At 57.6% G+C, this 747-nt stretch carries 1 pseudogene; it reads left to right on the forward strand.

The features are described from left to right. A pseudogene (locus tag DQG13_RS31300) lies at positions 1-258 on the forward strand (IS110 family RNA-guided transposase); the annotation flags it as partial. Positions 259-747 lie beyond the last annotated feature (489 nt).

Consider the following 747-nt stretch of genomic DNA (forward strand, 5'->3'; position numbering starts at 1 on the left):
CTGGTGGAAGCGGCCTGGAGCTATCGGTACACGCCATCGGTCAAACGGCATATGCGGCAGCGGATCGAGGGGTTGCCGCCGAGCGTACAGGGGATCGCGTGGTCGGCCCAACATCGGTTGCATAAGGTGTACAAAACCATGACGAAGAAAGGCAAACACCGGGGAACTCTGGTCGTGGCGATTGCGAGAGAACTGGCGGGATTTGTCTGGGCCCTGGCCCGAGAAATGGAGGCCCTTCAGCAAAAGAAGGCGGGGTAAGGCAGAGACCACGAAGAGGAGAGGGGTAGCGGTTTCCAGGTTATGGCCCATGTAGGCGCGACGGAGTGTACAGGTAGGAGATGACGTTGAAAAGGAGGTGGTAAGGGGAAGGGATCTGGGTTTACCGGGGTGGCAAAAGGAGCAAGGTGAAGAAGAAACCGCGTGTTCCGCTTGGGCAAGGTGCTACGGCTTCTCACGCCCGTGAATAGTTAGCGGCAGCTTCTTCAGACGGATGTATAATATGTGAGAATCCACGAATATCAGGTTGCCAACCGGCGATTTCGTTTTGCCACCGCGCGAAACCCAGATCCCCCCTTCCGTCCCCCAAAAGGGGAAACGCAGGACGCACGCGCCCTGCACCCGTTACTCGCCGTAGGGCAGGTCCTGGCAGATGGCCAGGACAGAACACCAGTATGGGCCAAAGGAGCCGCCTGTCAAAAAAGGACTTTGACAGGCTCTAGTTGGAGCATGCCAAAAACGAAGGTGCGA

The organism is Paenibacillus sp. YN15, assembly GCF_003285005.1.
Classification (GTDB): domain Bacteria; phylum Bacillota; class Bacilli; order Paenibacillales; family NBRC-103111; genus Paenibacillus_AR.